Annotated in this window: 24 protein-coding genes; 17 read left to right on the plus strand and 7 right to left on the minus strand. The window is 56.1% G+C overall.

Features of this window, described 5'->3' with window-relative positions:
* Window positions 1-26: 26 nt before the first annotated feature.
* From L971_RS05960 to amyS, 5 genes are all read left to right on the plus strand, one after another.
* The gene (locus tag L971_RS05960; protein WP_047374941.1) at window positions 27-1,061 is read left to right on the plus strand and encodes a potassium channel family protein; all 1,035 of its coding nucleotides are present in this window, start codon (window positions 27-29) and stop codon (window positions 1,059-1,061) included.
* Window positions 1,061-2,188, plus strand: coding sequence for a YfbR-like 5'-deoxynucleotidase (locus L971_RS05965; protein WP_029334195.1), 1,128 nt, complete (start codon window positions 1,061-1,063; stop codon window positions 2,186-2,188). Before L971_RS05960 ends, L971_RS05965 begins: the two co-directional genes overlap by 1 nt.
* Window positions 2,189-2,305: 117 nt before the next feature.
* The gene (locus L971_RS05970; protein ID WP_029334196.1) at window positions 2,306-2,638 is read left to right on the plus strand and encodes a PadR family transcriptional regulator; all 333 of its coding nucleotides are present in this window, start codon (window positions 2,306-2,308) and stop codon (window positions 2,636-2,638) included.
* Window positions 2,635-3,162 (plus strand): DUF2812 domain-containing protein, encoded by a 528-nt coding sequence (locus L971_RS05975; RefSeq protein ID WP_029334197.1) that lies wholly within the window; start codon window positions 2,635-2,637, stop codon window positions 3,160-3,162. Before L971_RS05970 ends, L971_RS05975 begins: the two co-directional genes overlap by 4 nt.
* A gap of 171 nt (window positions 3,163-3,333) precedes the next feature.
* Window positions 3,334-4,878, plus strand: a complete 1,545-nt coding sequence (gene amyS / locus L971_RS05980; RefSeq protein ID WP_024371146.1) for an alpha-amylase — start codon at window positions 3,334-3,336, stop codon at window positions 4,876-4,878.
* A gap of 26 nt (window positions 4,879-4,904) precedes the next feature.
* On the opposite strand, the gene L971_RS05985 is transcribed toward amyS, so the two are convergent.
* Entirely contained in the window at window positions 4,905-5,735 is an 831-nt protein-coding gene (locus tag L971_RS05985) for a lipoate--protein ligase family protein (protein ID WP_047374943.1), read from the minus strand.
* Window positions 5,736-5,753: 18 nt separating this feature from the next.
* Window positions 5,754-6,653, minus strand: a complete 900-nt coding sequence (gene lipA / locus L971_RS05990; RefSeq protein ID WP_369793350.1) for a lipoyl synthase — start codon at window positions 6,651-6,653, stop codon at window positions 5,754-5,756.
* Between the two features lie 325 nt (window positions 6,654-6,978).
* Here lipA and L971_RS05995 point away from each other — a divergent pair, with 325 nt between their 5' ends.
* Window positions 6,979-8,928, plus strand: a complete 1,950-nt coding sequence (locus L971_RS05995; RefSeq protein WP_047374947.1) for a glycoside hydrolase family 3 protein — start codon at window positions 6,979-6,981, stop codon at window positions 8,926-8,928.
* Between the two features lie 51 nt (window positions 8,929-8,979).
* Here the strand turns inward: L971_RS05995 and L971_RS06000 are convergent, their stop codons facing one another.
* Window positions 8,980-9,825, minus strand: a complete 846-nt coding sequence (locus tag L971_RS06000; protein ID WP_047374950.1) for a DegV family protein — start codon at window positions 9,823-9,825, stop codon at window positions 8,980-8,982.
* 4 nt (window positions 9,826-9,829) lie between these two features.
* Window positions 9,830-10,672, minus strand: a complete 843-nt coding sequence (locus L971_RS06005; RefSeq protein WP_156111502.1) for a biotin/lipoate A/B protein ligase family protein — start codon at window positions 10,670-10,672, stop codon at window positions 9,830-9,832.
* Between the two features lie 105 nt (window positions 10,673-10,777).
* Here L971_RS06005 and L971_RS06010 point away from each other — a divergent pair, with 105 nt between their 5' ends.
* Together L971_RS06010 and L971_RS06015 are read left to right on the plus strand one after the other, a co-directional pair.
* Window positions 10,778-12,073 carry an HD domain-containing protein gene (locus L971_RS06010; protein ID WP_029334204.1) on the plus strand — a complete coding sequence of 432 codons (1,296 nt, stop codon included), beginning with the start codon at window positions 10,778-10,780 and terminating at the stop codon, window positions 12,071-12,073.
* Window positions 12,074-12,095: 22 nt separating this feature from the next.
* Complete coding sequence (locus L971_RS06015; protein WP_047374954.1) at window positions 12,096-13,682, plus strand: Na/Pi cotransporter family protein; 1,587 nt, start codon at window positions 12,096-12,098, stop codon at window positions 13,680-13,682.
* Between the two features lie 38 nt (window positions 13,683-13,720).
* On the opposite strand, the gene L971_RS06020 is transcribed toward L971_RS06015, so the two are convergent.
* Window positions 13,721-13,909 carry a 2-hydroxymuconate tautomerase gene (locus tag L971_RS06020; protein ID WP_012727443.1) on the minus strand — a complete coding sequence of 63 codons (189 nt, stop codon included), beginning with the start codon at window positions 13,907-13,909 and terminating at the stop codon, window positions 13,721-13,723.
* 67 nt (window positions 13,910-13,976) lie between these two features.
* Window positions 13,977-14,756, minus strand: a complete 780-nt coding sequence (locus L971_RS06025; protein WP_047374959.1) for a VLRF1 family aeRF1-type release factor — start codon at window positions 14,754-14,756, stop codon at window positions 13,977-13,979.
* Between the two features lie 154 nt (window positions 14,757-14,910).
* Between L971_RS06025 and L971_RS06030 the strand changes: the two genes are divergently transcribed.
* From L971_RS06030 to L971_RS06070, 9 genes are all read left to right on the plus strand, one after another.
* Complete coding sequence (locus tag L971_RS06030) at window positions 14,911-15,765, plus strand: neutral zinc metallopeptidase (RefSeq protein ID WP_047374961.1); 855 nt, start codon at window positions 14,911-14,913, stop codon at window positions 15,763-15,765.
* A gap of 106 nt (window positions 15,766-15,871) precedes the next feature.
* Entirely contained in the window at window positions 15,872-16,720 is an 849-nt protein-coding gene (locus L971_RS06035; protein ID WP_024371136.1) for a MurR/RpiR family transcriptional regulator, read from the plus strand.
* The gene (locus L971_RS06040; RefSeq protein WP_047374963.1) at window positions 16,717-17,181 is read left to right on the plus strand and encodes an N-acetyltransferase; all 465 of its coding nucleotides are present in this window, start codon (window positions 16,717-16,719) and stop codon (window positions 17,179-17,181) included. The genes L971_RS06035 and L971_RS06040 overlap by 4 nt, the downstream gene beginning before the upstream one ends.
* A 127-nt stretch (window positions 17,182-17,308) precedes the next feature.
* On the plus strand, window positions 17,309-18,202 hold the full coding sequence (murQ, locus tag L971_RS06045; protein WP_081977055.1) for an N-acetylmuramic acid 6-phosphate etherase: 894 nt from the start codon (window positions 17,309-17,311) through the stop codon (window positions 18,200-18,202).
* 13 nt (window positions 18,203-18,215) lie between these two features.
* On the plus strand, window positions 18,216-19,589 hold the full coding sequence (locus L971_RS06050) for a PTS transporter subunit EIIC (RefSeq protein ID WP_029334210.1): 1,374 nt from the start codon (window positions 18,216-18,218) through the stop codon (window positions 19,587-19,589).
* 50 nt (window positions 19,590-19,639) lie between these two features.
* On the plus strand, window positions 19,640-20,692 hold the full coding sequence (locus tag L971_RS06055; RefSeq protein WP_047374967.1) for a DUF871 domain-containing protein: 1,053 nt from the start codon (window positions 19,640-19,642) through the stop codon (window positions 20,690-20,692).
* A 60-nt stretch (window positions 20,693-20,752) separates the two neighbouring features.
* A complete protein-coding gene (locus L971_RS06060) occupies window positions 20,753-21,256 on the plus strand; it encodes a YwhD family protein (protein ID WP_047374969.1) in 504 nt (167 codons plus the stop codon).
* Window positions 21,257-21,414: 158 nt separating this feature from the next.
* Entirely contained in the window at window positions 21,415-22,677 is a 1,263-nt protein-coding gene (locus tag L971_RS06065) for a dicarboxylate/amino acid:cation symporter (protein WP_024371130.1), read from the plus strand.
* A 59-nt stretch (window positions 22,678-22,736) separates the two neighbouring features.
* Window positions 22,737-23,267, plus strand: coding sequence for a TVP38/TMEM64 family protein (locus tag L971_RS06070; protein WP_047374971.1), 531 nt, complete (start codon window positions 22,737-22,739; stop codon window positions 23,265-23,267).
* Here the strand turns inward: L971_RS06070 and cls are convergent.
* On the minus strand, window positions 23,243-24,772 hold the full coding sequence (gene cls, locus L971_RS06075; protein WP_052200301.1) for a cardiolipin synthase: 1,530 nt from the start codon (window positions 24,770-24,772) through the stop codon (window positions 23,243-23,245). The two genes, L971_RS06070 and cls, sit on opposite strands and share 25 nt — an antisense overlap.
* Window positions 24,773-24,879: the final 107 nt, after the last annotated feature.

Below are 24,879 nucleotides of genomic sequence, written 5' to 3' on the forward strand. Positions count from 1 at the left end.
TATATCCGAGAAAGCGAGTGATTTCAGTGCATATCTTTTTTCGCGTTTGGCGCGGATTGTCCAAACTGTCTTTTTTGAACATCGTGCTCGCCTCGCTCGTCATCATCTTGACGGGTACGCTCGTCGGGTATTGGGTGGAGCCGGAGACGTTCCCGTCGCTGTTCGACTCGTTCTGGTGGACGATGACGACGCTCACGACGGTCGGCTACGGTGACTTTTTCCCGTCATCGGTCGCCGGGCGTTGGCTCGGGATTTTCCTGTTCTTATTCGGGATCGGGATTATCGGGGCGTTGATTGGAAAGCTCGTTGAAGTCGGTGCGACGTTTCAACGGTTAAAACGGGAGGGGAAACTCATGTATCGAGGAGAAGGGCATTACGTCTATATCGGGTGGTCGCCGAAGACGAAGAAGGCGATCGATGAAGTGCTCGGCTACGAGCCGACAGCGGACATCGTCTTGATTGACCAGTTGAAAGAAGAACCGTACGACCACGACCGTGTCCATTACGTCCAAGGGGACGCCTCGGACGAGACGGTGCTCATGCAGGCGAACATTCTCCATGCGCGCCGCGTCGCCATCTTCGCGGACGCACGAATCGCCGAGTCGTTGCTCGCCGACGGCAAGTCACTCCTCATCGCCTCGGCCGTCGAGGCGTTGTCGCAAGCGCAAGGCGTCGATTTGCATACGGTCGTCGAGGTGTGTGAAGAGCGGAACATCTCGAAGTTCAAACACGTCCGCATCGACGACTTCATCTTGGCGAACGACTCGGTGTCACTCCTCATGGCGAAAGCGACGCTCCAACCTGGGACGACGTCGATTTTTCGGCAGTTGCTCAGCAAACAGTCGGGTGGCAACATCCAGGCGATGGCGCCACGACCGGAATGGACGACGATTCGGACGGCAGCCGAGGAACTGCTCGGTCAAGGCGTCACGCTCATGGCCGTCAACGACCGGCTCGACTACGCGACCGTGCTCGACACACCGCTCGAAGCGAGCGACATGTTATACGTCGTCTGTCACGACGACACGTGGGAACGATTGAATGGACGAGGAGGAATGTAATGTATAACGGAACATTTATCCGCAAGATGACACGCATGCAAAACGTCCAACGTTGGGACGAGTACGCGCCGCACTACCACGACAATGCGGCGAGCCATAGTTTTCGCGTCGCGGTTTTCAGTTTGATTGCGGCCTACTATGAAGAACAAGCGGGACGTCCCGTCAAGTTGCTCGACGTCCTGGGCAAGGCGCTCTTCCATGATATGAACGAAGTGCAGACCGGGCCAATCATGCACCGGACGAAAAAAGAGCCGACGTTGAAAGAACATATCGAGCGGATGGAGCGGACGGCAAGCCTCGGTCTCGTCGACTTATTGTCGCAGTCGCTCCGTCCTGACTTCTACCGCTTCCTCGTCGAGGCGGAGGACGACTCGTTCGAAGGACGGATCGTCGACGGCATCGACTCGTTCGATGCGATGCTGTTCGTCCGGCGCGAGGTGGCGCACGGGTCTCCGCACTTCGTCGCGAAACTCGAAGAGATGAAGGCGGCGCTCCGGGAGCATCCGCTCGCTTCCGTCCGCTGGTTGTACGATCAAGTCGAGCAAGAGACAGAAGTGGCGACGTTCATCGAGAACGTCATGCGCATGGACAGCGTCCGGCGCTGGAAAGGCCGTTTCAACACGATTGACGACAACGACGCGATTCACGGTTTCCGGGCGGCGGCGCTCGGGATGTTCAGCGGACTGTTGGAGCAGAAGAAGTACGGTGTCGACGTCGATGTGGCGGAACTCGTCGCGCGCTTGCTTTGTCACGACCTCGTCGAAGGGGTGACCGGGGATGTACTCGGTCCGGTGAAACACGCGACGACGGAGACGGGACAGGCGTTCGAGGCGTACGAACGAGCCGAGAGCGAGGCGCTGTTGTCGCTCCTCCCTGACTACATGCAACCGGCGTTCCGGCGTTATATGGCCGATTCAAAGGATGACACGTATGAAGGCAAGCTCGTCGACATGATGGACAAGCTCGACGCCCTCATCAAGATGAACATGGAGCGAAAGATGAACGGGGCCGAGTATGAGGTCATTTATCGGGAACAGCTCCGAAAAGTGCAGATGCGCTATGAGAACCCGAGTATGATTTTCTTCTTGGCGTACATTTTGCACGACCTCGATTATGTGACGAGTTGACAAGGTCACGGACGAATCAGTCCGTGGCTTTTTTTATATCATTTATTGACATATATCATTCAACGATATATAGTGAGGTTAAGAAGTGTATCGTTGAATGATATAGGAGGTAGTCACATGCCACGTAATGACACGATTGAGCTCGGCGAGTTGACCGACAGCATGTTTTATATTTTGCTTGCCTTGACCGAGCCGAGACACGGCTACTTGATTATGCAGTTCGTCGAGGAGTTGACGGCGGGCCGGATGCAAATCGGGCCGGCTTCGATGTATACGATTATCAAGAAGCTCGTCGCTGCGGGGCTCATCCACCCGCTTGACGGAGACGGGAAGAAAAAGAGTTACTTGATCACAGATGCGGGGCGCGATTTGCTCCGCGATGATGTGAAGCGACGCCAAGCGATTGTCGAGGATGCACGGTTCATTTTAGAAGGGGAGGGACACGTATGAAACGGAAGTACATGTCGAGCTGGGGGCTCGCGTTTGCCGAAGAACGTGAGATGCGAAAGCTCGAACAGATGGCAGCTCGGGGCTGGCACTTAGAAAAGTTCGCACCACTCGGCTATTCATTGGTCGAAGGCGAACCGGTAGACGTCCAGTACAGCCTCGATTACCGGACGCGTCCGGACGAAGAGTATTTCGAGATGTTCGCGGCGAGCGGGTGGGAGCACGTGACCTCGACCGGGGACGAGATTCACATCTTCAAAGGCCGGCCGGATGCACGGCCGATCTACTCAGACCGTGAGACGATGATCGCGAAGTATGCGTCAGAAGAGCGCCAGATGGGACGGACGGCGCTCACGTTTCTCGTCGTGTGGATCGGCTTGCTCCTGTTGATGCAACTCGATTGGTCGAGCGTGATGGCGACGGCGCTCTTCGTGGTTTATCTGATCATCACAATCGGACTCATCTTCACCGGACTCCCGTACCTCGGTTTTCTAGTGAAGCGAAAACGGATGGAACATGACAGCTGACTAGGCGGATGGCACAAGCCATCCGTTTTTGTTTTGGTCGACTGAACTATTCACGAAAAAAATAGTTAGGCGTGAAGCACCGTTTTAGCACGAGCCTCTATTCAAAGAAAGTGAAATCGGGCATGATGATTGATGAAAGCGTTTGCATTAAACTTTTGAGGAGGAAAGCGAATGGGGAAACGACGGAAAGGGATTGCCTTGACGGCAGGGGTCACAGCGATTGCACTACTGGCTGGGCAACCGGTCGCACAAGCGGCGACACCGCAAAACGGCACGATGATGCAATACTTCGAATGGTACGTCCCGAACGATGGGTTGCATTGGAATCGGTTATCGAACGATTCACAACATTTGAAAGACATCGGGGTGACGACGGTATGGATCCCGCCCGCGTATAAAGGCACATCGCAAAACGATGTCGGCTACGGCGCGTACGACTTATATGACCTCGGCGAGTTCAATCAAAAAGGGACCGTCCGGACGAAGTACGGGACAAAAGCACAGCTCCAGTCGGCCATCACGAACTTGCGCGGAAAAGGCATCGGCGTGTACGGTGACGTCGTCATCAACCATAAAGGCGGCGCCGACTATACGGAGACCGTTCAAGCGATCGAGGTCAACCCGTCGAACCGAAATCAGGAGACGTCGGGCGAGTACGCGATATCGGCGTGGACCGGATTCAATTTCGCCGGGCGCAACAATACATACTCGCCGTTCAAATGGCGCTGGTATCACTTTGACGGCACCGATTGGGATCAATCGCGAAACTTGAGCCGAATCTACAAGTTCAAGAGCACGGGCAAGGCGTGGGACACGGACGTCTCGAACGAGAACGGCAATTACGACTATCTCATGTACGCCGACGTCGACTTCGACCATCCGGAAGTCAGACAAGAGATGAAGAACTGGGGCAAGTGGTACGCCGACTCGCTCGGACTCGACGGGTTCCGCTTGGATGCGGTCAAACACATTAGTCATTCGTATTTACGGGAATGGGTGACGAGCGTTCGGCAGACGACCGGAAAAGAGATGTTCACCGTCGCCGAGTATTGGAAGAACGACCTCGGCGCCATCAACGACTATTTGGCCAAGACCGGGTATACGCATTCCGTCTTCGATGTGCCGCTCCATTATAACTTCCAAGCAGCCGGTAACGGCGGTGGATTCTATGACATGCGCAACATCTTGAAAGGGACGGTCGTCGAGCAACATCCGACGCTCGCCGTGACGATCGTCGACAACCACGATTCGCAGCCGGGGCAATCGCTCGAATCGACGGTCGCCAACTGGTTCAAACCGCTCGCCTACGCGACGATCATGACGCGCGGACAAGGCTACCCGACACTCTTCTACGGTGACTACTACGGGACGAAAGGGACGACGAACCGGGAGATCCCGAACATGTCGGCGTCTCTGCAGCCGATCATGAAGGCACGGAAAGACTTCGCTTATGGCACGCAACACGACTATATCGACCATCACGACGTCATTGGCTGGACGCGCGAAGGAGTGGCCGACCGTGCCAAGTCAGGGCTCGCGACGATTCTATCGGACGGACCGGGCGGCTCGAAATGGATGTACGTCGGCCGTCAAAACGCCGGCGAAGTGTGGAAAGACATGACCGGCAACAATAGCCGCCTCGTCACGATCAACGCGGACGGCTGGGGCCAGTTCTTCGTCAACGGGGGATCGGTGTCGATCTATACACAACAATAAGAAAAACGAGTCGCGAGACTCGTTTTTTAGCGTTTCCATACCCATTCGTCGCTCTCGTACTTCAAGACGAGCTGACGGATTTCTTCTTGTTGCGCCTCGGTGAAGATCAACGGTTCGAACGTCAAATCGAACGCGTCGCGGAACCCGTCCGTGAACGCGGCGGCGACTTCGTCGAACGCGACCGACCGTCCGAGCGCCTCATTGAGCGAGACGGCCTTGGACCCGAAGCGGGCTTTCGCCTCGCGTTTCTCATCTGCTTCTAAATTAAAGCAGTCGAACAAGACGTCATCGTCCATTGATAACGGGATCGACCCGTGCTGCAGGACGGCGCCTTGATGACGCACTTGGGCGCTGCCGGCGATCTTCTTCCCGTCGACGGCGAGTTCATAGTAGGAAGCGGCGTCGAAACAGACGGCCGACTTCGGTTTCCGGAGCGCTTCGCGGTCGGCTTCCGTCATCGGCACGGAAAACTCGGCCGGGACGTCGAGCGCGCGATATCCGCGCCGTACGCCTTCGGTCAACAGGCGATAGCTCTCGATGACGTTCGTCGGGAGGGATGGCATCGTCTCCGGCAAGATGACGCTATACGTCAGCTCATCCGCATGGAGCACGGCACGGCCGCCGGTCAGGCGCCGGACGACCGGGATCTTGTTCTTCGTTAACGCGTCCCGGTCGAGGTCGCGCGTCGCCCGTTGAAAGCGGCCGACGCTGATGGCGTGCGGGGCCCACGAATAAAAGCGGAGCGTCGGTTTCAGTTCGCCTCGCGCGACGAACGTCGCGACCGCTTCATCGATGGCCATGTTTTCGGCCGGCGTGCGGCCTTCTGTCGTGATCAAATGCCACGTCGTTCCATTCATAAGCGTCTCTTCTTTCTGTTAATCGATTGGGAGCATCGTGTGGCGACGCGCCTTGTGGACTTGTTCGTCGGCGTGATACGACGAACGGACGAGCGGGCCGGCCTCACAGTGGGAGAAGCCTTTCGCGAGGGCGATCTCTTTCAATTCGGCGAACTCGTCCGGATGATAATACCGTTCGACGTCGAGGTGTTTCTTCGTCGGTTGCAAGTATTGGCCGAGCGTTAAAATGTCGACGTGGTGGGCCCGGAGATCATCCATCGCTTGAATCAACTCGTCTTTCGTCTCGCCGAGCCCGACCATGATCGACGATTTCGTCGGGATGTCCGGGTTCAGCTCTTTCGAGCGCTTCAAAAACTCGAGCGTGCGGTCGTATGTCGCTTTCGCCCGGACTCTCGGCGTCAAGCGGCGCACCGTCTCCAAGTTATGGTTCATGATGTCAGGACCGGCATCAATCAATGTTTGGAGCGCCGAGAAGTCGCCCATCATGTCAGACGGCAATACTTCGATTGACGTCTCCGGGTTCATCGCTCGGACGGCACGGACCGTCTCGGCGAACACGGTCGCCCCGTAATCGTTCAAGTCATCGCGCGCGACAGCCGTGATGACGACGTGTTTCAAGTTCATGAGGCGCACCGACTCGGCGACGCGCTTCGGTTCTTCCCAGTCGAGCTCGTTCGGCTTGCCGGTCGTGACGGCACAGAAACGGCACGCCCGCGTACAAATGCTCCCAAGAATCATGAACGTCGCCGTGCGGCGGACGGCCCAACACTCATGAATGTTCGGACATTTCGCTTCCTCACAGACGGTATGTAGGTTTTTCTCGCGCATCATGTTTTTCAGACCGGTGTACGTCTCGTTCGTGTTCAGTTTAATCTTTAACCATTCCGGCTTTCGTTTCAGTTCCCCTCGTACCAAGATGATTTCCCCCTTTTTTAAGTTAACCCCTAACGAAATGAGTTTACCAAAAAACGAGGAGGATTCGAACCACCGAAATTATTGGTTTTGCCAATACAGAGTAAGGTTGTTACAAAACAGGTTGTTTATTTCAAATTGGTTACGCTTTCATGAGAAGTGTTGTTTCCGGATTTTGGAGTTGCTATACTGACGTTGACCACCTGAATAAGGACCATATGTAACTGATACGATCAGGCATGGGGTGAACGAGCGTTGATGAGGCAACGCTTCTTCCTCCATGCCTTTTCGTTTGGGGGTCGGGGAAAACTTTCAAAAAGGAGTGGGGAACATGAACAAAGCATTGAACTGGACGGCGACACTCGGACTGACGACGGCACTCTTCGTCTCATCGGTCCCGATGGCGAACGCGGTCGTGGCGGAGGAGGCACCACCGCTCTCGGTCGAACAGCGGGTGACGAGCAAGCTTGACGCCATGACGCTCGAACAGAAACTCGGCCAAATGATCATGCCAGACTTCCGACTATGGAACGGGGCCAACCACACGACGCTCGCACCGGACGTGGCGCGCGTCATCGACCGGTTCGACCTCGGAGGTGTCATCTTGTTCGCGGAGAACGTGACCGAGACCGAACAGACGACGAAACTCGTCCACGACCTGCAAGAAGTCGTCAAGCAAGACGAGAGCAACGACATCCCGCTCTTCATCACGATCGACCAAGAGGGCGGCATCGTGACGCGGCTCGGTACCGGCACGAACCTGCCGGGCAACATGGCGCTCGGCGCGACGCGCAGCAGCCAGTATGCGTATGACGCGGGGAACATCATCGGCTCAGAGTTGAACGCGCTCGGGGTGAACGTCAACTTCGGACCTGTCCTCGACGTCAACAACAATCCGGCCAACCCGGTCATCGGCGTCCGCTCGTTCTCGAGCGATCCGGAACTCGTCGGTGAGCTCGGCTCGGCGATGACGCAAGGCATCCAAGACCAAGGGGTCGCCGCGACGGCGAAACATTTCCCGGGCCACGGGGATACGGCGGTCGATTCCCACTACGGGCTCCCGATCGTCGACAAGTCGCTTGAAGACTTGCGCGGCTTAGAGTTACTTCCGTTCAAACGGGCCATCACCGAAGGAATCGACATGATCATGACGGCGCACATCGGCATGCCGCAAATCGAGGACGAGGTCGTCGAATCGGCGCGCGGCACGTTCCCGCTCCCGGCGACACTTTCGGACGATGTCATCACCGGCGTGTTGCGTGAAGAGATGGGCTATAACGGTATCGTCATCACGGACGCCTTGAACATGCAGGCGATCTCGGACAACTTCACAGAAGCTGAAGCCGTCATCAAGACGTTCGAGGCGGGCGTCGATATCGCCCTCATGCCGACGATTTTGCGGACGAACGCGGACGTCACGAAACTCGAGAAAATCTTTGAACAAGTCATGGCAGCGGTCGAGAGCGGACGTCTTGATGAAGCGAAAATCGATGCGGCCGTCGAGCGCATCTTGACGCTCAAAGCCGAACGCGGTATTTGGGAAGAGTCGGTCGACATGACGACGCTCGAGGCGAAACTCGCCGAGGCGAACGCGGTCGTCGGCAGTGCCGAGCATAAAGCGAAAGAACGTGAGATCGCGGAAGCAGCTGTCACGCTCGTGAAAAATGACGACAAGACGCTCCCGTTCAAGCCGAAAAAAGGGGACACGGTCCTCGTCATCTCGCCGGCAAAAGATCAGACGGACAGCATGGTGAAGGCGATCAAGTCACTCGAGAAAAACGCGGGCAACATGAAAGACGTCGTCGTCACGACGGCGAACTATACGGCGTCGACACCGCGCCTAGCCAGCAACCCGGGCTTGAAAGCAAAAGTCGAGGCGGCTGACTACATCATCGTCGGCTCGAACGTCAACAACAGCGCGAAGCTTGGACCGAATGCAGCGGACAATTACGTGCCGGCGGAAGTGTTCCGTTACGCGAACGAGACCGGGAAGAAATCGGTGCTCTTGAGCCTCCGGAACCCGTATGACGTCGCCGTGCAACCTGACGCACCGGCCCAGCTCCTCATTTACGGTTTCAAAGGCGATCCGAACGGACCGGACTCAGAGGCGGGCAACTTGAAATCGGCCGGACCGAACTTACCGGCCGGCATCCGTGCCATCTTCGGTGAAGTGAAACCGGGCGGCAAGCTCCCGGTCGACGTACCGAAGTTCGAGAACGGCACGTTCCAAAACGAACTTCATCTCGAGTTCGGAGACGGCTTTAAAAACTGGAACAAATAAAAAGACAGCGAGCGCCCATGTGGGTGCTCGCTGTTTTCGGTCGTCCATCGATTACGCCTCAAAATACGCGACGACGAGGAGGCCAGGGCCGGTATGCGCCCCGATCGCCGAACCGACGATTGTCTTCGTCACGTGACGCGGTGTGACGTGTTCACGAAGCATCGATTCGAACTGGTCCGCCTTTTCGGGATCGTCCCCGTGGCCGATAAAGACGTCCCCGTCTTCGACGATCGGTTTCGATTCGGTCATCCATTCCGTGATGCGGCGCAACACTTTCTTATGGCCGCGAATCTTCTCGATCGGGACGAGTTTCCCGTCTTCGACCGTGAGGAGCGGGAGGATGGTGAGCAAGTCACCGATGAACGCGCTCGCTTTCGAGACGCGACCACCGCGCATCAAATATTCGAGCGATTCGACCGTGAACAAGTGACGAATCTTGCCGACGAGCGTCGACGCATAGGAGACGGTCTCTTCGTATGTATGCTCTTGCCCGTACTCAGCGACCGTCTTGACGAACAGGCCTTGCCCGACCGAGGCGGCACGCGTATCGAGAATATGGAACGTGCCGTCCGGGTATTCTTCTCTTAACGCGTTGCCGACCATGACGGCCGTCTGGTACGTGCCCGACAGTTCACCCGAGAAGGCGAGATACAGGAACGGGATCTCCGACTCGAGATGTTGCCGGAAGCAATGCTCGAGGCGCGCGGCCTCGATTTGGAACGTCTTCGGCGTCTTGCCGTCACGCATCGCGGCGTACACGTCTTTCGGTTGGATCGTCTCGCCGTCTAAAAATTCTTCATTGTCGATGATGACTCCGAGCGGTAATAGTTCTAGGCCATATTCGACGATTTGGTCTTGGGTCAAATCGGCGCCGGTGTCTGTGATGATTTTAAACATGCGTTCACTCCTCTGTTAGTTGGTGTTCGATGTCGCGAATCGGTTCATTTCGTTTCCACATACGGTCGAGTTGAGCGGCGAGCGTGTCTTGTTCCGCTGCGTCGAGCGTCCCTGATTGAAGTTCGCTGACGCTGCCGAGCACGTCGTACGCCCGTTTCAACACGTCGTGGACGGTGAGCGGGATGTCGAGCAGTTCCTCGAGCGAAGCCATCGTCTCAGGCACGATCGCTGGATACGTGTGTCGCGTCGGTTCGCCTTGAATCGCGGCGTCATAAAAGTCGCGGATGAGGGCGGCGCGTTCGCTCCCGCTCTTACGGACGCTCAAATAGATTTGAACGGCGACGCCGCCGCGGACGCGGCGTTGCGAGATGCCGGCGAACTTTTTGCCGTCGATCGACAAGTCGAAGCTGCCGGGGCAATAGGAGCCGACAATCTCACCGGCGACGATCGCATCGGTCACATCACGGAACATGTGCTGGATGAGCGACGTCATCGCTTCGTAGCCGCTGTCGATTTGAATCCCGTCATTCTCGGGTAGAATAAGAGATAAGTTCAATACATCTTCGTCAAGGACGACAGCAAGTCCTCCCGAATTTCGAACGACGGGGCGATAGCCGCGTTCGTGCAACAGACGAATCCCGTCTTTCAAGTGGGGAAGGCGCGCGTCTTGAATCCCGAGCACGACCGTGTTCAAATGGACCCAGGCACGGAGTACCGCACCTTGGATTTTCGTCGAGGCGCAAAGCGTGTCGTCGGTCGCGAACGATTGCTCGGCTTGGAACATCGGACCGAGCGACGACTGGTCGATGAGGCGATACGTCGGTTGGCGTAAAAGTGGATGGATCATATACATAATTCCTTTTCAAAAGATAGTTTCCTCTTCATTATAGCATGGAGGGAACGACTCGCTGGAAGTCGAAATACATATTATTGAAACGTAGGGGGCAACGTCATGTACACGTCACGAGGTCAATTATCCGGGTCGAAAGTGTTCAAAGACCCGGTTCATCGCTATATTTACGTCTATGATCATCTCATCTGGGAGTTGATCAACACGAAAGAGTTTCAACGGTTGCGTCGCATCAAACAGCTCGGCACGTCGTTTTTGACGTTCCATGGGGCTGAGCACACCCGATTCCATCATTCGCTCGGTGTATATGAGATCGCGCGCCAACTCATCGACCAATTCCACGAATACCCGGAGTGGGACGATCGGAACCGGGAGCTGTTGCTCGCGGCGGCGCTCCTGCACGACGTCGGTCACGGCCCGTTCTCGCACGCGTTCGAGCACGTCTTCTCCGTGCGCCACGAAGTATGGACCGAACGCATCATCTTAGGCGATACGGAAGTGAACAAAGTGTTATCTGAGATGGGGGTCGGTTTCCCGGAAGAAGTGGCGGCCATCATCAACAAGACACATCCGAACCGGTTGCTCGTCAACATGCTCAGCTCTCAGCTCGACGTCGACCGGATGGACTATTTGCTCCGCGACGCCCATTTCGCCGGCGTCAGTTACGGCAAGTTCGACTTGGAACGGATGCTTCGCGTCCTTCGCCCGGATGAGGATCAAGTCGTCGTCAAGCAGTCGGGGATGCATACGATCGAGGACTACATCATGCGCCGCTATCAGATGTACTGGCAAGTCTATTTGCACCCGGCGACACGGTCGAGCGACTTGCTCTTAAAAGCGGTCCTCGAGCGGGCGCAAGAACTGTATGAGTCGGGTTACACGTTCAACATGGAACCACGCCATTTCCTCCCGATCTTCAACCGCGAAGACATGACGCTCGCCCATTACTTGAAGCTCGACGAGACGGTCGTCTACTTCTATTTCCAAGAGTGGATGGAAGAAGACGACGCGATTTTAGCGGATCTCGCGAGCCGTTTCGTCAATCGTCGCCTGTTGAAGTATAAGAACTTCCCGGAAGCGAGCCGGGTCCGTTACATGGACCGTCTTAGACAGACGATGGAAACGATCGGCTTGCCGACGCGCTATTACTTGCTCGAAGACCAATTGAGCCAACTGCCGTACGATTTATATAAAGGACATGGCAACTATGAAGGGATTCTCCTGCAGATGAACGACGGCGAGCGCCGTGAAATCTCGGAAGTATCGATGCTCGTCCAATCGATTCTTAATTCGCGTCAGTCGGACGAGAAGATTTATTATCCGGAGGACGTGCTCCTCAACTTGAAAGACCATGCTTCGGAGAAATCGTGGATGCTGTCAACGTTACGGGGGGACTGAGACCGGAAAAGGAAGTGACACGATGGGGATCGCGACATTAATCGGAGGAATCGGGATTTTCCTGCTCGGCATGATGTTGTTGACGGACACGTTGAAAAGCCTCGCCGGGGAGCGGCTCCGGCGCCGGCTCAACCAGTTCGCGGAAGGGCCGGTCGCGGGCGCCATGCTCGGGGCGACGATGACGACGTTGTTTCAATCATCGACCGTGACGACGCTCATGACGATCGGCTTCGTCAGCGCCGGACTGTTGACGTTTGTGCAGGCGCTGACGCTCGTCATCGGGGCCAACGCGGGCAGTGCGACGACCGGGTGGATCGTGGCGCTCCTCGGTTATAACTTGGATATCCGTCAATTGTTTTTACCGCTCATCGGGGTCGGGATGGCCCTACGGCTCATCGACCGCCGCGTCAAACGGATCGGCATGCTGTTCGTCGGGATCGGTCTCATCTTCGTCGGCATCGGCACGCTGCAAGAAGCGATGCGTGACGTCGTGACGTTCTCCCTCAATGAGTGGAACGCCGAGACACCGCTCCATCAACTCGCGCTCCTCGGAACGGGGCTCTTCATGACGGCGGTCCTGCAGTCATCGACGATCGGACTCGTCTTGACGATGACGGCGCTCGCGACCGATACGGTGTCGCTCACGCAAGCGTGCCTGCTCGTTCTCGGCCAGAGCGCAGGGACGAGCCTCGTCGTCGCCATCGGTTCAATCGGAGGGTGGAAATCGGCAAGACGGATCGTGCTCGCCCACGTCCTCATCCACGGGTCGATATTAGTGATCGGATGGTTGACGTTCCCGCTGCTGTTCGGGGTCGTCAACGGGATTGCCGACCGCCTGAATTGGAACGAACTGTTGCGGCTCGCCTTGTTTCACACCTCGTTCCACTTGCTCGGTGTGTTGACGTTCTTACCGTTCCACGAGGCGTTCAGCCGCCGCTTGTTGACGTGGATCCCGAGCCGGGCCGAGAAGTTGACCCGGTTCTTGGACCCGAACATGTCGCGCATCCCGGCCGTCGCTCTCGAGGCGGCAAGGCGCTCTTTGATTGAAATCGAGCGTTATCTCGGCAACGAGACGCGCTTGTTGCTTGAAGAAGGGCGAAAGCGCGAAGACGAATTGCAACTCGTCGAAAAGACGCTCGGGGACGTCCGTGTGTTTTTAAGCACGATTCAACTGGAAGAGGCGAAAGGACGCAACGATTACGGGCAACACATATCGCTGCTCCATACGATCGACCACCTCGAGCGTTGGCTCTTCGTCATGCGTGAAGTCGAGCCGGATGATGTATTACGGGACACCGACTTTTTGGTCGCCCGTCAGCTCGTCTTGCATGAGCTCGAACTCGTCGACGGCCTGAATCATCACACCCCGCCGGAGGAGTCGAGCCGATGGAAAAGTGCCTCGAAACAACTGGCCGAGTACCGGAAAGCGCATCGGGCCGAGTTGCTCGAAGAGGCCGCGACGAATCAGCTCGAGATGGAGTCGTCGATTCGAAAAGTACAGGCGCTTCTCTGGCTCGACCGGATCGGCTATCACATCTGGCGGGCGACGCGGCATTTGATTAAGCCGACCGTGTCGAGTGAACGGTTCGAAGTGAACTTAGAGGACTAAAAAACACCCGGTCGTCGTGTGACGATCGGGTGCTCGTGTTACTTCTTGTCCGCGTGCATGACGCCGGCTTGGCCGTAATGCGTCGCGTCCATCTCTTCGATGAAGACGGTGATGTTTTCTTTCGGTGCGTTCGTCGTCTCAGAGACGGCGTCCGTCACTTTCTCGATCAAGGCACGTTTCTGTTCGACCGTGCGACCGGGCAACATTTTCACGGTGACGTATGGCATACTGATTCCTCCTTTTCCTCGTTCTCTTTTATTTTAGAGAATCCGGGAGCCCGAAGAAAGCAGAAAATCAATGGAATGCCGCTTCGATGATTTTTGGCTCACTCGACTTGGACAAGTTTTTATGGATGACTCGTTCCGGTTTCGTCCGCAACTCGTCACGGAACGAGTTGGCGAGCTCGGCCTCACCGATGACGACGAGCCCTTCCCAGTCGTGCGCGCCTTTCATCTGTTCGACCGTCTGGGCGAGGTCCCGGTAGAAGCGATTCAAGTTCTCGGCGAGGCGACGATCGAACTTGTCGACTTGCGAGCTGCTTGAAGCCATCCGGTCACCCGACGCTGTCCCTTCGAATCGGACCCATTCTTCGGTCTCAGGGTCGAACACGAACGAGAAAGCGGCGTCGATATGGCCGAGTGATGTATCGAGGACGGTCACGTGGTCGAGGTTCGTCAAGATGACACCGGTCGCCGGGTACTTCGCTTGTAGCGCTTCGAGCGGCTCGAGTACCGGTTTCGTCTCCCAATGGAACGCCGTCTCGACGTCGTGCTGCAAATAGTACGTCTCGAACAAGTCGTTCTCTTCAGAGGCGAAAATGACGAGGCTCCGGGCGAGGTCGTTCCGATGTTTGCCTAGCTCGTCTTCGACTTTTTTGCGCATCTTTTTGAAGCTCTTTTGCTGTGCTTCGTTTCCTGACGCTTCCAAGTATTCACCGATCCGCTTCAATCCATTTTTCAAATGAATGTTCCAGTCGCCTTGTTGGTTCGGTCCCGTGTTCAAATAGACCGACAAGACGCACTTGTCTTTACACTCAACGTTTCGTAATCGCTTCAAATCACTCGCTAATCCCATATCCATTCCTCCTTAAGTCAACGTTCTCTTAACCTGTTACCTACTTGGACGGTGCTCAAACACGGAAGACGATGGGAAATCGTGAAAATTCAGGTGCGAAACGTCTAGAAACGGGGTAAGTAAAAAGACAGACTAGACGTAGGAGGAACGACATATGAAATGGAAGGGCAGACAGGCCAGCCGGAACGTGGAGGATCGACGGGGACAACGTGTCGGTGGGAGAGGCATCGCGGGCATCGGGGGTGGTTTCGGTCTCATCTTGGTCATCGTCTTCACGCTCTTGAACGGCGGGAATCCGGCCGACATCGTCAACAACATCGGGTTGAATGAACCGCAATCCTCGGAAACGTATCAAGGCTCGGCCCGGGAAGAAGAGATGGCCGACTTCGTATCGGTCGTGTTACGGGACACCGAGGAAGTGTGGACCGACATCTTCGCCGAGAACGGGCTCACGTATCGGGAACCGACGCTCGTCTTGTTCTCCGGACAAGTCGAATCCGCGTGCGGGATCGCCGGTTCCGCCGTCGGACCGTTCTATTGCCCGGGCGACCAGAAGCTATACATCGATTTAAGTTTCTACGATGAACTGAGCCAGCGCTTCAACGCGCCAGGGGACTTCGCGATGGCGTACGTCGTCGCCCATGAGGTCGGGCATCACGTTCAGACGCTTCTCGGGACGACGAACGAGATCATGCCGCTCCGAAATCAGATGAGCGAGGCGGAGTTCAATAAATACTTGGTCCGGTTCGAGCTTCAGGCCGATTATTATGCCGGGGTTTGGGCCCACCATGCCCAAGGGATGGGCTATCTCGAAGCGGGCGACTTTGAAGAAGCGATGAACGCCGCTCACCAGATCGGCGACGACACGCTTCAAAAACAAGCACGCGGTTACGTCACGCCGGACTCGTTCACGCACGGGACGTCCGAGCAGCGGAAACGTTGGTTCGAAAAAGGATTCCAAAACGGGACGATTCAAGGCGGGGACACGTTTAACACGAAAAATTTATGAGCAAAAGGTCGAGCGGATGCTCGGCCTTTTTGATTGCTGTTGGCTTGTGTCGAAAGAATCCGCTATCATTAGAACAAGACACCAGTAGCAGGAAGGGGATGACCGGATGGAATCCTTACTAAAAAAAATCGAACTCGCCTTGAGCGAGATGACGTCCGTCGAGAAAAAAATCGCGGACTATATTTTGACGCACTCGACACTCGTCCCGAACATGACGACGAAAGAGCTCGCGTTAAAGACCGATGTGTCCGAGGCGAGCATCGTCCGTTTCGCTCGCGTCGTCGGCATCGACAGTTTCAAGGCGTTCAAACTTGCGCTCGTAAAAGACTTGGCCATCACCGAGACGACGTTGACCGACTTCAACGTGCTCCAACAGAAAGATACCCCTTACGACTCGTTCCAAAAAGTCATCCACGTCAACAAGATGGCCGTCGAGGCGTGTGCGGAGGCGATGGACAAGCGCGAGCTCGAACATGCGATTGACACGTTCGCCCGCGCCAACCGCGTCGTTTTTTACGGCGTCGGCGGCTCGTCGACGGCGGCGTATGACGCCCAATACAAGTTCACGAAACTTGGTTATGCGGCGCAGACGTCGCAAGATTTTCATTATATGTTATCACTCATCCCGCACCTCGGGTCGACCGATGTCTTCGTCGCGATCAGCACGTCGGGACGGACGAAAGACGTCCTCGAACTTGTCCGCTTCGCGAAAAAGCAAGGCGTTCCTGTCGTTGCCATCACCGACCTCGACAAGTCCCCGCTTTACCGCGAAGCCGACGTCCGGCTCTGTACACCGAACGTCGAACGCGACTTTAGAATCGCGAGCATCGCCTCACGCATGACGCAACTGACGATCATCGACACGCTCTACATGGGTCTGCTTCACCGTAAAGGGGAAGGACTCATCGATAAGTACGCCGAGGCGCGCGACGAGATGGTGAAGCTGCGGCGATGAAGATTCGGTCGTATACCGGATCAGACAAAGACCGGCTCGAGTCGTTCCTTCGTCGTCAAGTCACATTCGCCGCTATGAACGGCCAGACGATCGATGCGTTTTGTGTGGAGAACGTGGCGGACTTCGAGGCGGGCGGGACGGTCAGTCTGTTGATGGAAACGGATGATGACGTGGTTGCCATCGCCGACTTGTTGAGAAGGCATCCGACCGATGGCTCGCTTTGGCTCGGCTTGTTCGTCGTCGATGAACGATTCCACGGCAACGGAATCGCACAAACGCTTTACGAACAGCTCGAACAAGAACAGATGCTTCCCCATCATTCGGTATTCCGGCTCGGCGTCCTTCCACATAACGAGCGGGCATATCGCTTTTGGCGAAGGCAAGGCTACACTTATGAGAAAGAGTCTGTGACGGCGCGGGGCGACCGTGTCCACGTCCTCATTAAGACGATTGATCCGTAAACTCGACGCGAAAGCAGTCGGGTTTTTCATTTAGAAGAATTTGTGATGAAATTTTAATTCCTAATATTTTTAAATAAGTTTGACTTTAAATTTCAGATTAGTACAATAAAAGCATAGAGAAGAAAGGATGGTGGCGATGCTACATAAATTAGCTACGGAACGACGAAATGAACGGACGATGAACCTTGACGAGATGTCGGTCGAGGCACTATTGACCGTGATGAATGAGGAAGACGAGCGTGTGCCGCACGTCATCAAACAAGAAGTACGAGTCATCGCCCAAGTGGCGGAACGGGCCATCGCCTCGTTCAAACAAGGCGGGCGCTTGATTTATCTCGGTGCCGGGACGAGCGGACGACTCGGTATTTTAGATGCGGCGGAATGTGTGCCGACGTTCGGGGTGTCACCGGACATGGTCGTCGGACTGATTGCCGGGGGCGAACGCGCGCTCATCAAAGCTGTCGAAGGGGCAGAGGATAGCAAGGAGCTGGCGGTCAATGATTTGAAAGCGCTTCACTTGGATGAACGCGATACGGTCGTCGGTATCGCCGCGAGCGGACGGACGCCGTACGTCATCGGCGGGCTCGACTACGCCCGTGAAGTCGGGGCGACGACGGCCGCGTTATCGTGCAACAAAGGCTCGAAAATCAGCGAGCACGCCGAGTTTAAAATCGAGGTCGAGACGGGTCCGGAAGTGTTGACCGGTTCGACGCGTTTGAAAGCCGGGACGGCCCAAAAGCTTGTCCTCAACATGATCTCGACAGCGTCGATGATCGGCATCGGCAAAGTGTATCAAAACTTGATGGTCGACGTGCAACCGACGAACGAAAAGCTCGAAGTACGGGCCAAACGGATGATTGCGGAAGCGACAGGGGTCGATGAGCAGACGGCCGCGCGTTATTTCGATTCATCGAACGGGCACGTCAAGACGGCGATCGTCATGATTTTAGCCGACGTTTCCTATGCGGAAGCGGTCGAGCGATTACAGCGTGCGAACGGATTCGTCCGTGAGGCGCTCTAAGGGGGATTACGAGATGAAGAAAGAAGAGGTGTTGGCGCGAGCCATACTCGAGCAAGTCGGGGGGAAAGATAACATCCGTCAACTCGCGCACTGCATGACGCGTGTGCGCTTGGCGCTAAAAGATCCGACGAAAGCGAACATCGAGGGATTGAAAAAAATCGACGGCGTCATGGGGGTCATCGATGATGAGACGCTCCAAATCGTCGTCGGTCCGGGGACGGTCAATCGCGTCGCTGACCACTTGAGTCGGGAGACGGGGCTCGCCATCGGGGAAGAAGCGGTCGATGCGAACTTGACGCCGGACGAACGGGCGGCGATCGAACGCCAAAAAGTGAAAGACAAACAGAAGTCACCGTTCAAACGTTTCTTACGTCGCTTAGGGAATATCTTCATTCCGCTCATCCCGGGACTTGTCGCTTCAGGAATTATTAACGGGACAGCAAACTTCGCGAAAAACGCCGGCGTCGACCCGACCGAGACGTGGATGCAAATCCTGCTCCTGCTCGGAAGCACGGTGTTCGCCTACCTAGCGATTCTCGTCGGATGGAACACGGCAAAAGAGTTCGGCGGGACACCGGTACTCGGCGCCATCGCCGGGGGGATTCTCTTCAACCCGATGCTCGCCGACATCACCATTTATGGGGAACCGCTCGTCGTCGGACGGGGTGGACTGTTCGGGGTCATCTTTGCGGCTTGGCTCATGACGTACATCGAGAAACACGTCCGCCGGTTCATGCCGACAGCAGTCGACATCATCTTTACGCCGCTCCTTACCGTCCTCGTCGTCGGTTTCACGGCGCTCTATGCGGTCATGCCGGTCGCGGGCGTCTTGTCGGACGGGATCATGCGTGGACTGAACGCCGTGCTTGAAGTCGGCGGACCGGTCGCTGGGGCTGTTCTCGCCGGATTCTTCCTGCCGCTCGTCATGGTCGGGCTGCATCACGGTTTGACACCGATTCACTTGGAGCTCCTGAACACGGTCGGGAATACGGCGCTCTTGCCAATCCTCGCCATGGCTGGTGCCGGTCAAGTCGGTGCCGCCATCGCGATTTTCGTGAAGACGCGCAACCAACGTCTCCGTAACATCATTAAAGGGGCCATCCCGGTCGGATTCCTCGGAATCGGCGAGCCGCTCCTGTACGGGGTCACGCTCCCGCTCGGTCGTCCGTTCTTGACAGCATGTATGGGCGCTGCGGTCGGTGGTGCGTTCCAGGCGACGATGAAGACGGCCGCGCTCGGAATCGGTGTGTCAGGGCTCTCGCTCACGCCGCTCATCGACAACGGCATGTACTTGACGTATATTGGAGGTCTCGTCATTTCGTATACGGCAGGCTTCATCTTCACGTATTTGTTCGGTTTCAAAGAAGAGATGGCAGACGGAATTTGACAATCGAGGTGGCTCTTTGGAGTCACCTTTTTGTTTAGGAGGAGTTAACAATGAAAGGATTATCCGTTTATTTGAGCGAACCGCTCACCCCTCAGTTCGAGGAGTGGATCGGCCGCATGCGTGCGCTCGGATTCACGTCACTATTCACGTCGCTGCATATCCCGGAAGACGACTCGTCCGTCTATACGGAGCGGCTCAAACACCTCGGCGCAATGGCCAAGCGGCATGGGCTGGAGCTGTTCGCCGACATCGCCCCGACGTCACTCGAAGCACTCGGGAAGACGTGGGACGACGCGCACACGCTCGTCGAATGGGGCGTGACCGGTCTCCGCGTCGATTACGGCGTGACGCCAAAACAAGTCGCTGATTTATCGAAACGGATGACGGTCGCGTTGAACGCGAGTACGTTGACCGCTGGAGAGCTGGAGGCGATGAAACGAGAAGGGCTTGTCGTCGCTCACGTCGAGGCGTGGCATAACTTTTATCCGCGCCCGGAGACCGGGCTCGACCGGACGTGGTTCGATGAAAAGAATGCGTGGCTGAAACGCCAAGGCATCCGTGTCCAAGCGTTCATCCCGGGAGACGGGACGCTTCGTGGCCCGATATATGAGCGCTTGCCGACGCTTGAAGACCATCGGCACTTGTCCCCGTTCGCTTGCTTCCTCGATCTCGCCTCGACCGTCGATCGCATCTTGGTCGGGGATCCGGGACTTTCGGAAGCGACCGAGTCCCAATTCGCTGCCTATACGGATGGAGTGGTCGTCCTTTACGCCAAAGCGGACGTAGCGCTCGATCTCGTATCGGAAGACGTGCACACGAACCGCTTGGACCCGGCGCGTGACGTCGTGCGCTCCGTCGAATCCCGGGCTTATGGCCGTCCGGGACATCGGATGCTCACTCCAAGGAATAGTACGGCCAGACCGCTTGGCACGATTACGATTGACAACGTCGATTACGGGCGCTATGCTGGCGAGATGCAAGTGACGAAGGCGGATCTTCCAGCCGACGCACGAGTGAACGTCATCGGGCGCGTCATCGAGCGGGACCGTTCGCTCGTCCAAGCAATCGGACCAGGGACGAGATTTCGAATCGAGTGGAGTTGACGTTCGTGATTGCCACGCTCCCTTGTCATTGTGTACAGTAGAGAGGGAGGGACGCAACTTATGAAAGACATCAACTTCAATATCATCGCTGATGATTCGACGGACGGCCACGGTGGTTACGGCGTCGGCTCGCTCAGTTTGAACAATATGTCGCCGGTCATCATCGACGTTGAGGCGGGCACGGCCGTCATCGACATGGGTGCGATGCATGCCAAGTCGGCGATTGAGAAACGCATCAAATTCTTGACCGACCCGGAAGCGGTGCCGAACGGCAAGCCGTATTGGATCGTCTGGGTGACCGTTGGACGCAAGCCGGAAGGGTTTTACTACGGAGGCGTCGCGGCCTGTGACTTGTCCGTCGACGTTGAGGCGCGACGCGGCTATAAACTGTTGCCATATCACGTCAACCAAATGGACAAATCGCTCAAAGGACGCATCTTGATCGACATGATGGATGCGCCGTCCCGGGACGTTTTGGCTCGCTTCTTACAAGCACACCGTCCCGAAATTTGGGAACAGTCGACCGAGTTGCGTGAAGAGCTTGCGCGCTTGGCTGCCGAGTGAAAAGATTGGACCGGTTTCGGTCTCCAATCTTTTTTGTTTTGCTTAGCTACAAAATGGGAAAACAGAGCTGTTATGATTTTGTGATTATAGCGTAATTGTATGAAAATTCAGTATTATGCTATACTATACGCACTGTGTAAAAAAGAAAGGGTGACACGATGAGTGAAACTAAGAAAATTCTAATTGGTCTTGTACTGGGGGTTATCGTCGGACTCGGGCTTGCCGGCTTGCCGGGCAACATATATGATATTGCGAACTCGTACATATTATCCCCGGTCGGAACTGTATTTTTGAACTTGATTAAAATGTTAGTCGTGCCAATCGTCTTCTTCTCGATCATTCTCGGCGTCATGGGTCTTGGGGACCCGAAAGAGCTAGGTCGTGTCGGATCGAAGGCACTTCTGTTCTTCTTGACGACGACGGCACTCGCCATCATGCTCGCGATGGGTGTGGCATCGGTCATCCAGCCAGGTGAGCGTGGCGACTTCCAAACGGCGAACCTCGAGTTTGAGTCGACGGCGTCAGAAGAATCGTCGAACATCGTCCAGACGTTCGTCAACATGATTCCGACGAACCCGATTCAAGCACTCGCTGAAGGTAACATGTTGCAAATCATCGTCTTCGCGGCGCTGATCGGGTTTGCGATGATCGCACTCGGAGAACGAGCCAAGACGTGGCGCCGTTTCGTGAAGCAAGGCGATCGCATCATGATGCATCTCATCCATTTGGTCATGAAACTCGCCCCGTACGGTGCGTTCGCTTTGATCGCCTCGGCGATCGGCGGCATCGGTTTTGACGCGGTGGCGGCCATGGCGTGGTATATGTTTGCCGTCGTCTTGACGCTCTTCTTGCACGCGACGATCGTCTATGGCGGTGCACTCCTCTTCCTCGGAAAGATGAGCCCGGTGTTCTTCTTCAAGAACTTCTACGAGGCCATCACGCTCGCGTTCTCGACATCATCGTCGAACGCGACGCTCCCGGTATCGATGGAGCTCGCCCAGACGAAACTCGGTGTGCCGCGTTCCATCTCGTCATTCGTCCAGCCGCTCGGCGCGACGGTGAACATGGACGGAACGGCCATCATGCAAGGGGTCGCGACAATCTTCATCGCGCAAGTGTTCGCGGCTGACTTGACGATCACAGAGCTCTTGACCGTCGTCATCACGGCGGTTCTCGCCTCGATCGGTACGGCTGGCGTACCGGGTGTCGGGCTCATCATGCTCGCCCTCGTCTTGCAATCGGTCAACTTGCCGGTCGAAGGGATCGCCCTCATCATCGGGGTCGACCGTATTCTCGATATGCTCCGTACATCCGTCAACATCACGGGTGACGCGACGTGTGCGGTCGTCGTATCGAAACTCGAAGAGAAACACCTTCCACCTGTCGACGAAGACGCGTGGGACGAAGTCGAAGCGAAGTAACAGGAAAGGCTGCCCCGCGAGGACGGGACAGCCTTTTCGTTTGAAAGGAAGTGAGTGCGATGGAATGGGATTTGCTCCCGCTCCCGCTATTTGTCGTCATCAGCATCGTGTTAAATGTGTTGATTGCGGTCGCCGGCGTGTTGCCGAGCGCATTTTTGACGGCGCTGAACGTGCAACTGCTCGGTTTCGGGCCCGGTGTCATCGTCTCGATCGTAGGCGAGGCGGTCGGGGCCATCGTCAGTTTCATCCTATATCGAAAAGCGCTCCAAACGTATACGTCACCGACCGGGACACGGTTCAAACGGCTGAGAGAAGCAGGCGGGATGGAGGCGTGGTTTCTCGTCCTCGGCATGCGGCTCATGCCGTTCGTGCCGTCGGGCCTCGTCACGTTATCCGCGGCTTTCAGCCGGATGACGCTGCCGTCGTTCGCGGTGGCGAGCACGATTGGCAAGGTGCCGGCCCTCTTGATCGAGGCGCTCGCCGTGACGGCGGTTCTATACGTCGCGACCGGCTGGCAACTCGCGCTGATCGCCATGGTCGGCATCATCTATGTCGTCTGGCGCCGTCAAAGGAGCGGCGAGAAGATGTGACAGAACGCTTCGACGAACCGTTTGCCGTTCGTCTTCTTGCGGAGGATCGACCAGTCGACAAGAATCGATTCGTCAAAGTCTTGCAAGAACGCATCACGCAGTTCTTGGACCGATGACGTCTCGAATTGGGCGATCGTCATTTCATGGTTCAAATACATGCTCCGAAAATCTAAGTTAGCCGTCCCGACGAGTGCGATTTTGCCATCGATGAGGACGGTTTTTGCATGGATAAAATGCCGATTGTATTTATAAATGCGGACGTTCCGTTTGAGCAATTGTTCGAAATAATATTCGGTCGCGTGGAAGCTGAACCATTCGTCACCTTTTCCCGGGACGACGATGCGGACGTCGATCCCGCTTTTGCCGGCGACTTCAAGCAGCGCGAGCAGTTCCGGCGGCGGAATGAGGTACGGCGTCGTGATCCAAATCGATTCTTTCGCCTCCATCATGAGTTGCATGAGGCCGTCCCGAATCGTCACGTCTTTGCCCGGTGAGGTGACGAGCAGTTGCGTCGCCCCGTTCGAAGCTTTTGGTTCGTCGATAAAATATTCGGGCAGATGTTCTTCGTTCGCGAACAAGTCCCACGTCTCTTTATCATCCTCATGTCCCGCATAAAGCCAGTTCTCGATGAAGAGCCGTTGCAGTTCGCGCACGATCGGGCCTTCGACGCGAAGGTGCGTGTCGCGCCAGAACCCGAGTTTTTCTTCTTTCCCAAGGTACTCGTCGCCGACGTTCAATCCGCCCGTGTAGGCGATTTTTCCGTCGAGGACGATCAACTTTTGATGGTTGCGGAAGTTGGCGTTGAAGACGAGCAGAGGATGGACGACCGGATCGAACGCTTCGACGTGGACGCGTGACTCGCGGAGCGGCTCGATAAACTCTTCCCCAATCTCCTGGCTGCCGAGCCCGTCATACAAGAAGCGCACGGTGACGTTCTCGTTTGATTTCTTGATGAGGGCGTCTCGAATCTTCATCGAGATCTCGTCGGTTCGGAACAAATAATATTGGACGTGAATGTGGTGTGTCGCTTGCTCGATGTCTTGGAGGACGGCTTCGAACTTCGCCTCGCCGTTGACGAGCAGTTGCGTCGACGTATGCCCGTCGGCACCGGTCGCCCCGAGTTTTTCGAGCGTCCGCGTGAGCGGGAAGCGGTCCGAGACATCGTTTGTCGTCTCGATGCGTTCACTCTCGATGGCCTGGCGGAACATACGAATCTCAGACGAAGTCCGTTTGATCCGCCGATGCCGTCGTGGCGTCCGGCCGAACATGACCCAGGCGAGCGCTCCGAGAAACGGGATGAAGAGGACGGCGAGCAGCCAGGCTAGTTTCGCTTGCGGTTGAACTTGGTCAAATAGGATTTGCCAGCCGACAATGAGTGGGGCGGCGATGGCGATGAGGACTAAGAAAGGGATCAATCCATCAATCGAGTACAGCAAGGCAAGAAGGAGGATACCGAACAGGATCATCGTAAAAAATTGTATAACACGTCGTTTCAATAGGTACACCTTCTTTCGGTTCGGTTGTCATCACTGAATTCATTCCACCGTTTGCACATTCTTAATCAAAAAACACGTTTCGTGTGATGACCGAGGGGAATTAACCGTACTGTACG

Origin of the sequence: Exiguobacterium sp. ZOR0005 (assembly GCF_000798975.1) — a bacterium.
Taxonomy (GTDB): Bacteria; Bacillota; Bacilli; order Exiguobacteriales; family Exiguobacteriaceae; genus Exiguobacterium; species Exiguobacterium aurantiacum.